Raw genomic sequence first — 8919 nt, 5'->3', positions numbered from 1 at the left:
GCCCTTGTGGTGTGCGCGGATCAGCCCGGCTGCGGTCCGGTCGCGACCGGACGGTCCGGGTTCCGCGACCACTCGGACCACGAGCCCGCGTAGAGGGCCGCGTCGAAGCCGGCGAGCTCCAGGGCCAGCACCTGCTGGGCGGCCGAGACGCCGGACCCGCAGTAGACGCCGACAGGCCCCGAGTCCTCATGGGCCCCGAGCTCCATGAACCGCGCCGCCAGCCACTCGGCGGGGCGGAAGCGGCCCTGGTCGTCCAGGTTCTCCGTGGTCGGCGCGGAGACGGCACCCGGGATGTGTCCGGCGACCGGGTCGATGGGCTCCACCTCACCGCGGTAACGCTCCCCCGCACGCGCGTCGAGCAGCAGGCCGTCACGGGCCGTCGCCGCCGCCTCGTCGGCGTCCAGCAGGGGCAGCGCCCCCGGCTTCGGCTCGAAGGAGCCCTTCTGCGGTACGGGAACCGTCGTCTCGAGCGGCCCCGTCCACGCCGCGAGTCCGCCGTCCAGCACCCGGACGTCGTCGTGCCCGGCCCAGCGCAGCAGCCACCAGGCGCGAGCCGCGCCCCAGCCCTTGTCGGCGTCGTACACGACGACAGAGGTGGCGGGACCGACGCCCGCACGGCGCATCACCGCGCCGAACTCCGCGACGTCGGGCAGCGGATGACGCCCGCCGGCTCCGGGCGGACCGGCCAGTTCGGCGTCGAGGTCGACGAAGACGGCACCCGGGATGTGCCCGGCCTCGTACTCGGGCCGACCGTGCGGCCCGCCCAGCCGGTAGCGGACATCGAGAAGGACCGGCGGGGTGGGGCCGGCGAGCTCGGCGGCGAGATCGGCCGCGGAGATGATCGGATTCATACGGCCATCCTTGCGCACCTGCCTGGCGCACCGTAACGCCCCCGAAGCGGACGAGCCGCACCAAAACGGGCAACCTCCGGCGGGAACCCGCCATATCCGGCGCGGCCGGGGCACAGCAGGCCCTTGGTGATGACAACATCGGCTCGAGCGCAACGGTCTCCGCAGAGCCTCCCCCGACCGTGGACGCGCCAGGTCCCCCCGTACGGCCACCACGATGGTCCGAGGAGAGAGTGACGATGACCGAGGCGACTCGGCGCCCCCCGGGCACGCCCTGCTGGGTGAGCCTCATGGTGCACGGCCTTGACGCGACACAGGAGTTCTACGCGGCGCTGTTCGGCTGGGAGTTCTCGCCCGGCCCCACGCAGTTGGGGCCCTACGTCCGCGCGATGCTCGACGGCAAGGTGGTGGCCGGCATCGGCCGGCTGCCCGCCGACCGCCATCTGCCCGTCGCCTGGACCGCGTATCTGGCGAGCGACGACGCCGACGTGACCGCGGAGGCGATCCGCAGCTGCGGCGGCACGATCGGCGTCGGGCCGCTCGACGCCGCCGACGCGGGACGGCTGGTCATCGCCTCCGACCCGGCCGGTGCGGTGTTCGGGGTCTGGCAGGCGGCGGGGCACACCGGCACCGCCGTGCACGGCGCGCACGGGACACCTGTCTGGAACGAGCTGCGGACCAGGGACACTTCGTCGGTCGGCAAGTTCTACCAGGCGGTCTTCGGCCATGACGCCAAGGAGGACGGCACGGGGCCCGACCGGCTCACGCTGCGACTCGACGGCCGTCCCGTCGCCACGGTGCAGGGAATGGGCCAGGCCCTGCCGCGCGACCGGGGCCCGCACTGGATGACGTACTTCGAGGTCGAGGACACCGACGCGGCCGCGCACCGGGTGGTGGAACTGGGCGGGCATGTCGTCGAGGCGCCCGGGCCGGGCCCGCGCGGGCGGGAGGCGACCGTCAGCGACCCCGAGGGCGCCGTCTTCACGATCGTACGGTCGGACGTCCCCTGACATCACGGGCGTCCCGGCCGCCGGCACCGCCGTCCGCGTCGGTCTCGACGGGCAGGACGTCCGGGGAGAGCGCCGCCGCGTGGGCAGAGGCGGCCGTCATCCGCCGGCGGTGGTGACGCCGGCACAGGACCTCGTAACCGATCTCGTCCGGTGACTGGTTGACGTCCCCGACGACGACCTGCGCGCCTTCGACCACCATCACGCCGCCGACGGTGCGGGCGTTGTGCGTGGCCCGCGCACCGCACCAGCACAGCGCCTCGACCTGAAGCACCTCGACCCGGTCCGCGAGTTCGACGAGCCGCTGCGAGCCGGGGAACAGCTTGGAGCGGAAGTCCGTGGTGATACCGAAGGCGAAGACGTCCAGTTCCAGGTCGTCGACGACGCGGGCGAGCTGGTCGATCTGTTCCGGCGCGAGGAACTGCGCCTCGTCGGCGATCACATAGTCGCAACGGCCGCCCTTGGAGAAGCGGTCGACGAGGTACGCGTAGAAGTCGAAGCCCTCGGCGGCCTCGACCGCGTCGGTGACCAGTCCCAGCCGCGACGAGAGCTTGCCCTCGCCGGCACGGTCGTCACGCGTGAAGATCATGCCCTGCAGGCCGCGCGCGGACCGGTTGTGCTCGATCTGAAGAGCGAGGGTGCTCTTTCCGCAGTCCATCGTTCCGGAGAAGAACACCAGCTCGGGCATGGGGGGTGGAGACCTTTCGGGTCAGGCGGCGGGGAGGATCACGTGCGTACCCGGCGGGTCAGGTACGGGCTCGGCGGGTCACGAGCGTACTTCGAGGAGCGGCACGAGCTGTTCGGCGGGAGTCATCGAGCCGTGCATGCCCACCATGGCGGACTCGTTCGGTTCGTTGACGGAGGCGGTGATCACCACATCGTCGTGCGCGGCGGCCACGACGTCGCCGATCCGCCCGTACACCCTGTCGTCGACCTCCGGGCCGAACCAGCCTGCGGCGACGGCCTCGTCGCGGCTCGCCACCCAGAACTGCTCCCCCAGCACCTCGCGCCACACGGCGAGGACGTCGTTCTCCGCGCCGGGCACGGCGTACACATGGCGTGCCCTGCCCTCGCCGCCGAGCAGGGCGACACCGGCCCGCAGTTCCCAGTCCTCGTCGAAGTCGATGCGGGACTGCTCGTCGAAGGGGATGTCGATCATGCCGTGGTCTGCGGTGACGTACAGCGCGGCGCGGGGCGGCAGCTGGTCGGCGAGCCGCTCCACCAGCCGGTCCGCGTACATCAGTTGTCCGCGCCAGGCATCCGAGTCGATGCCGAACCGGTGCCCCTTGCCGTCGACCTCGCTGTAGTACGTGTAGACCAGCGAACGGTCACCCGCGGCCAGTTGCTCGGCGGCGAGGTCCATACGCTCCTCGCCGGTCAGCCGGCCGTGGAACGTGCCGCCGCTGAGCGCGACCTTGGTGAGCGGCGTCTGCTCGAACGCGGGCGACGACACCTGGGCGGTGTGCACCCCCGCCCGGTCCGCCAGCTCGAAGACGGTGGGATAGGGCTGCCAGGCCTTCGGCGAGGTCCACGGCCTCCAGCGGAGCTGGTTCATCAGCTCGCCGGTCTCCGGGTTGCGCACCGTGTAGCCGGGCAGGCCGTGCACGCCCGGCGGGAGGCCCGTGCCGACGGAGGCGAGCGAGGTGGCGGTGGTGGCGGGGAACCCGGCCGTGATGGGCGCTCCGGTACCGCCGCGGGACGTGCCGAGGAGCGAGGTCAGGAACGGCGCCTCGTCGGGGTGGGCCCTGATCTGCTCCCAGCCGAGCCCGTCGATCAGGAAGACGCAGTTCCGGTCGGCGGGCGTGAGCTCGGCGATGGACTGCTCGAGCCCCGGGACACCCTGGCCCGCGGCGAGGGTGGGGAGCAGGTCGGCGAGCGAGCCGCTGCCGTACTCGGGCGCGGGCGCCGCGTACACATCGAGCGAGACGGGGTCGTCCGGCCACACTGCGGGCTGGGCCATCAGCGCGTGGCTGCCGTGGCTTCGGAGAGCGCCTGGGCGAAGACCAGGGTCTGGCGGACGGTGTCGGGCCCGTCACCGGCCTCGCTGACGCGCAGGCTGAGGTCGTCGGCGGTGGAGTTGCCGGTGTAGCCGTGGTCGGCGTCGCAGTTCGGGTCGCCGCAGGCGGCGGGCTCCAGGTCGAGGCGCGAGACCGCGCCCCAGCCGATGGTCAGGACGACCTCGCGGGGCAGCGTGCCGGGGGTGTACGACTCCGGGTTGGCGACCACGCGGCTGACGACGACCGACGAGATCCGGCCGAGCTTCACCGACTCGGTGGACGTGGTGGCGTACGGGGTCGGGGAGCCGGAGTCGGCGGCCTGCTCGTCGGTGTGGCTGACGATGAACCGGTTCGCCGTCAGGACGAGGACGGTGACATGGCGGCGGACCTCGTTCGCGTCGAACGTGGTCTCCTGGTGCACCAGGTACGACGCGATCGGCTCGCCGCCGACGGCGGCTTCCACCGCCTCGGCCACGAGTGCCGGGTAGTAGCCGCTGCGCTCGATCGCCGCGCGCAGCCCCTGGGTCGTCGTACCGGTCTTCGCCATGCGGTCCATCCTACGGGGCCCCAGGGGCACCGGGCGCTCAGTAGCTGGGGAGCCGGCGGGGGCCGAGATCGCTTCGGGGCGGCGGCGGGGCCAGTCGTACGGACGCGTCCAGCACGGTGAGGCCGTGCTGGGCGACGACGACGGGCTCGAGGCTGATGCCGACCACTTCCGGGTGGTCGTCGACCAGTCGTGACACGCGCAGCAGCAGTTCCTCGAGCGCGGAGGTGTCGACCGGGGCGGATCCGCGCCAGCCGAACAGCAGCGGCGCCGCGCGGATGGTGCGGATCAGCTCGGTCGCGTCACGGTCGGTGGCGGGAACGAGCCGGTGGGCGGTGTCGCCGAGCAGTTCGGAGGCCACACCGGCCAGTCCGAAGGAGAGCACGGCGCCGACGGCGGGATCGATGGCCGCGCGCACGACGGTGTCCACACCGCGCGGCACCATGGCCTGCACGACCGGCTGGAGCTCGGCGGGCTTGCCGAGCGTCTCCGTCAGCTCGCGGTACGCCTGGCGCAGCTGCGTCTCGTCGGCCAGGTCGAGGCGTACCCCGCCGAGATCGGCGCGGTGGCGCAGGTGGGGGGCGGTGGTCTTGAGCGCGACCGGGTAGCCCAGCCGCGCGGCGGCCTGCACGGCCGCGCCCGGGTCGGGCGCGGGCAGGGTCGGCCGCACATGGACGCCGTAGCGCGCCAGGAGTGCGTGGGCGTCGGCCGTGGCGAGGGTGAATCCCCGGTCGTCGTCCGCCGCCTCGAGCATCCGCTCGATGTGTGCGGCGGCTCCGGCCTCGTCGATGTCGTCGTACACGGGGACCCGGCCGGGCTCCGCGGCCTGCCGTCGCCACTGGGCGTACCGCACGGCCTCTGCGAGGGCCCGAGCGGCGCGCTCGGCGGCGGGGTAGGCGGGGATCCGGCGAGTGTCGTCGCCGGGCGACGACGGGCCGCTGCCGTCGGCGGACCCTGTGGCACCGGGGTCCGGGGGCGCGGTTTCCCCGGGCCGGCCGACGGCCGGGCGGGGCGCCTCGCTCAGCGTCGCCGCGCCGGGGCCGGCGGGCCCGTGATCCCCGTCGCGTTCGGCGGTGTCGGCCCGCGCGGAGGGGTCGGACGGCGGGGCGGTGCTGGCAGCCGCCGCGAGGGCGTCGGCCAGCGCACCCATCTCCACATGGACGACCGCCACGGGTTTGGCCGGGGCCGTGGCCGACGCGTCTCGTAGGGCGGTGGCGAGGACCTCGCCGTCGCCCGATTCCGTGACGCCGTTCTCGCCGACCCAGGGGATCGCCGTGATGACGACGGCGTCGCACCCGTCGTCCTCCAGCGCTTCCGCGAGGGCGGCGCGGAAGTCCGAGGGCGTGGCCGCCGTCGTGAGGTCGCGCGGCGGGAGCGGACGCAGCCCCTCCGTGAGGCAGGCGTCGTACGTGAGCAGGCCGAGCGACTCGGAGTTGCCGAGGATCGCCACCCGCGGCCCGCGGGGCAGCGGCTGCCCGGCCAGCATCAGGCCCGCGTCGACGAGTTCGGTGACCGTGTCGACGCGGATCACTCCCGCCTGGCGCAGCAGCGCCCCGACGGTCGCGTCCGGGATACGGGTGAACGGCACCGCGTGGCCCGGCGGCACGCTGCCGCTGTGCCGGGCCCCTTTGACCACCACGACCGGCTTGACCGCGGCGGTCCGGCGGGCGAGGCGGGTGAACTTGCGGGGGTTGCCGATGGACTCCAGGTACATCAGGACGACATCGGTGTCCGGGTCCTCGTGCCAGTACTGGAGGAAGTCGTTTCCGGAGACGTCCGCGCGGTTGCCGGAGGAGATGAACGAGGACAGGCCCGCGCCGCGCCGGTGGAGTCCCGACAACAGCGCGATGCCGATCGCCCCGGACTGGGTGAACAGGCCGATCCGCCCGGGCACAGGGGCCTCGGGGGCCAGTGAGGCGTTGAGCCGGACGGCGTCCGAGGTGCTGATGATCCCGAACGAGTTGGGCCCGATGATCCGCATTCCGTACGAACGGGCCTGCCGCACCAGCTCGCGCTGGCGCTCCCGTCCCGCCCGGCCGCTCTCCGCGTATCCGGCGCTCAGCACCACGAGCCCCTGCACTCCGTGCTCGCCGCAGTCCGCGACCACGTCGGGCACCCGCTCCGCCGGGACGGCGACGACCGCCAGGTCGACGGGCTCGGAGATCTCGCCGACCGACCGGACGGCGGGCACACCGTCGATCTCGCGCTGCTCCTGCGGGAAAGCGCGGTTGACCGCGTACACCCGGCCCGTGAACCCGCCGTCCAGGAGGTTGCGCAGCGCGGTGCGTCCGACGCCGCCGGGCAGCCGGCCTGCGCCGACGACGGCCACGGAGCCGGGCGCGAGCAGCCGCTGGACCGAGCGCGCCTCGGCGCGCTGCTCGCGTCCGCGCTGCACGGCGAGGGACTCCGCCGTCGGTTCGAGGTCGAGGGTCAGATGGACGGATCCGTCCTCGAAGCTGCGCCGCTGTGTGTATCCGGCGTCGCGGAACACCTTGATCATCTTGTTGTTGGCGGGCAGCACCTCGGCGGCGAAGCGCCGGATGCCCCGCTCCCGCGCCACCGCCGCGATGTGCTCGAGCAGCGCGGACGCGACACCGCGCCCCTGGTGCGCGTCCTGGACGAGGAAGGCGACCTCTGCCTCGTCCGCGGGGGCGCTCGCCGGCCGGCCCTGCGCGTTGATGCGGTCGTAGCGGACCGTGGCGATGAAGTCGCCGCCGACCGTCACCGCGAGTCCGACCCGGTCGACGTAGTCGTGATGCGTGAACCGGTGGACGTCCTTGTCGGAGAGCCGCGGGTAGGGGGCGAAGAAGCGGTAGTACTTCGACTCGTCCGAGACCTGCTCGTAGAAGCTGACCAGCCGGTGGGCGTCCTCTGGCGTGATGGGCCTGATCCGGGCGGTGCCGCCGTCGCGCAGCACCACGTCTGCTTCCCAGTGAGCGGGGTAGGCGTGCTCCTGCGAGGTCTGCATGGGGGAAAGCCTACGCGCGGCCACCGGTCGCGGAGGCGGTTGCGCGCGGGCAGTCTGAGGGTGCCGACGGCGGCCCGCACCCCCGGCAGGGTGGGGCGGGGAGCACGCCGGGACACATGAGAGACTGGTCTAGACAACCCGCTAAGACTTGAAGGGCAACACCATGGCTGAGCGCCGCGTCAATGTCGGCTGGGCCGAGGGCCTTCACGCCCGCCCCGCGTCCATCTTCGTCCGTGCCGCGACGGCTGCCGGCGTCCCTGTGACGATCGCCAAGACCGACGGCAATCCGGTCAACGCGGCCTCGATGCTCGCCGTGCTCGGCCTGGGCGCCCAGGGTGGCGAGGAGATCGTCCTCGCTTCCGACGCGGACGGCGCCGAGGCGGCCCTCGACCGCCTGGCCAAGCTGGTGGCCGAGGGTCTCGACGAGCTTCCCGAGACGGTCTGAGGACGGTCCGGGCCCGGCGGGCCCTGACGCCCGTCGCCATTCACAGAAAAAGCCGCGGTGTTCCGGGTCCGGAGCACCGCGGTTCTGCATTTCAGGACCACGTTCGGTATTTCGCGTTCCGGGCTCGGACGGAAAAATAAAACAGGGAAAAGGCCGACCCCATCACGCCTTCTTTTGTATACGCCCTCTGTTAATTCCGGCCGCTCGTGGTGTTTACGGCATGTTGCGAAGTCCTCACCCGCACGGTGCGGCGCAACCGGTGCGCCGCGGCGGCACGCTCGGCGTGCGCGGCCGTCAACGCGCGCGCCCGCTCCGCGTCACCGCGCGCCACGGCGTCGACGATCGCGCCGTGCTCCGCCCATGACTCGACCGGGGCGAGAGGCTGCTCCACCGAGTACATCCAGGCGATCTTGTGCCGCAACTGGGTCAGCAGCGCGGTCAGCCCGGGACTGTCGCAGGACTGCGCGAGCGTCTCGTGGAACCAGGAGCCGAGCGAGCGCAAGTCCTCGCCCTGTCCCCGGCGGGCCCGCTCCTGACCGAGTCTCACCAGGCCGCGCAGCACCCGCAGATGCGCTTCCGTGCGGCGCTGCGCGGCGCGCGCCGCGCCCAATGGCTCCAGCAGCATACGGATCTCCAGGAGGTCGGCGGCCTCCTGCTCCGTCGGCTCCGCCACACAGGCGCCGGCGTGCCGGCGGGTCACGACGAAGCCCTCCGACTCCAGGGTGCGCAGCGCCTCGCGCACCGGGACGCGGGAGACGCCGTAGCGGCGTGCCAGGTGTTCCTCCGTGAGCCGGCTGCCGCGCTCGTGGACCCCGGAGACGATGTCGTCGCGGATCGCCGTGCATACCGAGTGCGCGGGAATACGCATGACCGAACCTCCGCATTGATCCGAGCGAAACGCAGCCGATTGACGCGTGTTCCCGTGACTCTATTGCAATGAACGCGGTTTTCCGACGCCAGGGTGAAAACCATGGAAGTCTCTTGACGGAGACGGCAATCACTCAATGGCCGAAACGCCGCGGAATGCGCAGAAGGCCCCCGGCGAAGCCGGGGGCCTTCGAAGACGAAGCGCGGGGCGCCGGACGGTGGGCGCGGCCCGGCTCGACCGGC

The 8919-nt window shown here is 72.8% G+C and carries 8 protein-coding genes; 2 read left to right on the top strand and 6 right to left on the bottom strand.

The genetic code is table 11. The annotated features are described in order from the left end of the window. Positions 1-20: 20 nt before the first annotated feature. Positions 21-851 carry a sulfurtransferase gene (locus ACWGH4_RS24970; protein ID WP_453464783.1) on the bottom strand — a complete coding sequence of 277 codons (831 nt, stop codon included), beginning with the start codon at positions 849-851 and terminating at the stop codon, positions 21-23. Between the two features lie 236 nt (positions 852-1087). Here ACWGH4_RS24970 and ACWGH4_RS24965 point away from each other — a divergent pair, with 236 nt between their 5' ends. Continuing rightward, entirely contained in the window at positions 1088-1858 is a 771-nt protein-coding gene (locus tag ACWGH4_RS24965; protein ID WP_453464780.1) for a VOC family protein, read from the top strand. Here ACWGH4_RS24965 and ACWGH4_RS24960 read toward each other — a convergent pair. From ACWGH4_RS24960 to ACWGH4_RS24945, 4 genes are all read right to left on the bottom strand, one after another. Continuing rightward, positions 1830-2543 carry a thymidine kinase gene (locus tag ACWGH4_RS24960; RefSeq protein WP_453464777.1) on the bottom strand — a complete coding sequence of 238 codons (714 nt, stop codon included), beginning with the start codon at positions 2541-2543 and terminating at the stop codon, positions 1830-1832. The two genes, ACWGH4_RS24965 and ACWGH4_RS24960, sit on opposite strands and share 29 nt — an antisense overlap. A 78-nt stretch (positions 2544-2621) precedes the next feature. Continuing rightward, the gene (locus tag ACWGH4_RS24955; protein ID WP_441266635.1) at positions 2622-3815 is read right to left on the bottom strand and encodes an alkaline phosphatase family protein; all 1194 of its coding nucleotides are present in this window, start codon (positions 3813-3815) and stop codon (positions 2622-2624) included. Then, a complete protein-coding gene (locus ACWGH4_RS24950) occupies positions 3815-4399 on the bottom strand; it encodes a DUF5998 family protein (protein ID WP_159686071.1) in 585 nt (194 codons plus the stop codon). The genes ACWGH4_RS24955 and ACWGH4_RS24950 overlap by 1 nt, the downstream gene beginning before the upstream one ends. Positions 4400-4436: 37 nt before the next feature. Next, entirely contained in the window at positions 4437-7364 is a 2928-nt protein-coding gene (locus ACWGH4_RS24945) for a bifunctional acetate--CoA ligase family protein/GNAT family N-acetyltransferase (RefSeq protein ID WP_453464773.1), read from the bottom strand. A 163-nt stretch (positions 7365-7527) separates the two neighbouring features. Here ACWGH4_RS24945 and ACWGH4_RS24940 point away from each other — a divergent pair, with 163 nt between their 5' ends. Further along, entirely contained in the window at positions 7528-7809 is a 282-nt protein-coding gene (locus ACWGH4_RS24940; RefSeq protein ID WP_441266637.1) for an HPr family phosphocarrier protein, read from the top strand. 190 nt (positions 7810-7999) lie between these two features. Here the strand turns inward: ACWGH4_RS24940 and ACWGH4_RS24935 are convergent, their stop codons facing one another. Beyond that, positions 8000-8677, bottom strand: a complete 678-nt coding sequence (locus ACWGH4_RS24935; RefSeq protein WP_441266638.1) for an FCD domain-containing protein — start codon at positions 8675-8677, stop codon at positions 8000-8002. Positions 8678-8919 lie beyond the last annotated feature (242 nt).

It is taken from the genome of Streptomyces sp. NPDC054847 (genome assembly GCF_053610925.1).
Note: the sequence above shows the minus strand (reverse complement) of the source record. Positions and strands in the feature narration are given on the sequence as shown.

Coding starts and splice junctions, on each gene's coding strand:
- ACWGH4_RS24950 (WP_159686071.1), bottom strand. CDS start 4,399: ATGGCGAAGACCGGTACGACGACCCAGGGGCTGCGCGCGGCGATCGAG.
- ACWGH4_RS24965 (WP_453464780.1), top strand. CDS start 1,088: ATGACCGAGGCGACTCGGCGCCCCCCGGGCACGCCCTGCTGGGTGAGC.
- ACWGH4_RS24935 (WP_441266638.1), bottom strand. CDS start 8,677: ATGCGTATTCCCGCGCACTCGGTATGCACGGCGATCCGCGACGACATC.
- ACWGH4_RS24955 (WP_441266635.1), bottom strand. CDS start 3,815: ATGGCCCAGCCCGCAGTGTGGCCGGACGACCCCGTCTCGCTCGATGTG.
- ACWGH4_RS24960 (WP_453464777.1), bottom strand. CDS start 2,543: ATGCCCGAGCTGGTGTTCTTCTCCGGAACGATGGACTGCGGAAAGAGC.
- ACWGH4_RS24970 (WP_453464783.1), bottom strand. CDS start 851: ATGAATCCGATCATCTCCGCGGCCGATCTCGCCGCCGAGCTCGCCGGC.
- ACWGH4_RS24945 (WP_453464773.1), bottom strand. CDS start 7,364: ATGCAGACCTCGCAGGAGCACGCCTACCCCGCTCACTGGGAAGCAGAC.
- ACWGH4_RS24940 (WP_441266637.1), top strand. CDS start 7,528: ATGGCTGAGCGCCGCGTCAATGTCGGCTGGGCCGAGGGCCTTCACGCC.